We start from the raw sequence: 1,700 nt of genomic DNA on the forward strand, positions 1-1,700 counted from the left end.
AAAGAAATTTTCATGTTTTTTTTGTGTCTTAGAGATATCTTGGCTTTCCGAAAGCGTGATATTATTACCGGCATCAACACTCACATCACGACCTGCTGAAACATCGGCTGCTTGCAAGGTCACATCATTGTTCGCACTGATCCGCACATCTTGGCGTGCCGTGATGTGTGATTGTGTGGAAGTGGTTTCCCATTGATCGCTGGTGTCTTTCGTGCTCTCAACCCCAACTCCTACAGAAACACTGCTGCTGCTGTTTCCAAACTGAAAACCAAAACCTGAACGCTTTTCTTCAGAATTTGACTTATGGCTATTATGACCCACAAGCACATTGACATCACGAGCTGCCGAAAGGTTAATATTCTCACCTGCAAGATCAGAGCCAACAATTGTCACATCTTTTTTCTTAGCAGTGATGTTGATAGTGCCATTCGCATTGAGAGAAGAGCCTTGATGTTCAAAACTTTCTTCATTTTCTGTCTTTGTCTCACTCCCATATATCGATAAAAAGTCCTTGCCTGAACCCGCGCCCAAACCAGATGCATGTTCTTCTGAGTAGCTGCTATGGTGATCTGTCATACCATCAATCGTCACACTTTCTCCACTCACATTGATATTTTGACCGGAAAGCAGATGAGAAGCAGAAATCTTGGCTTCTCCTTGTGCGTCTAACACGATGTTGCCCGTCGCCCCAAGGATAGAGGAGACCGTTGTGGTATGCGATTGAGAACTATCGGACGATTCCTCATGCAAAAAGCTACTTGAAGACGATTGGTATTGCTGGTCGTAGTGTTCTTGAGCGCCTTTTATAAGAATATTCCCACCAGAATGAATAGAAATATCCGCTTTTGCTTGATCTGGTGTTTCCTCTTTTTTTCCAGCAAGAAGCATCGACCCAATGATTTTTGTATCGTTGCCAGATTCAAAGGCTATCCCTTCACCGCCTGTTATACTTGAGCTCACGACTTGGGTAGCCTCAACATTATTATGGACTCTCTCACTAAATATTCCATCCTCTTTGTGATCAGACATCTCATAATTTAAGCTATCTTCTGCATTGTTGATCAGGATATCGTTACTGGCTTTCAGCCCCACCTTGCCCTTGGCATCTATATCGGAAGCAGAGACATGGATATCGTGCCCCGATATGATATCCATATTCTTTCCAGAACTTAGATGAGAGCCATTGTGCAAGGCAACATGGGAGGTTTCACTCCCATTCTGATTGTCCATACTGTTGCGTGTGGCATCAATCGAAATATTCCTCTCAGCTTGCAAGAGAAGTTTATCCGTTGCTTGAACATCTGAGCCTAAAATATTGAGATTTTTTCCTGATGAAAAGACTGTTGAACCCCCAGAACTGACTTCCGATTTATGATGCATGGTGGCATCACCCTGTTCATCATGGTAATGGGTTTCTGCTGAACCGATCGTCAAGTTGCCTTGTTCTGTAGCCATGGCAAGATCACCTCCGGTGGTGATCCCCACCCCTGAGGCGGTGATATCTTGCTTGGCAATCACGCTCGCATTGCCACCAGCAGAAAGCGCCTCGGTGTTTAATACTGTCTCCACGCCGTCAACCGTTGTGCGCCCTGCATCCAAACGAATATTCTTCTCCGCAAGGATAACAGCATCACCACCCGCCGCAAAATGCCCTCCTTGACTAAAGATATCCCCGCCATGCACATGCAATTGGTGATTTG

General features: G+C 45.1%; 1 protein-coding gene. It reads right to left on the bottom strand.

Annotated features, from left to right (window positions below; all coding sequences use genetic code 11):
• Positions 1-1,700 (bottom strand): hemagglutinin repeat-containing protein (locus tag ACFINE_RS09660; RefSeq protein ID WP_375621882.1); only part of this gene is annotated, 1,700 nt, incomplete at both ends.

This window comes from Bartonella sp. AA97HXZ, from assembly GCF_042196985.1.
GTDB lineage: Bacteria > Pseudomonadota > Alphaproteobacteria > Rhizobiales > Rhizobiaceae > Bartonella.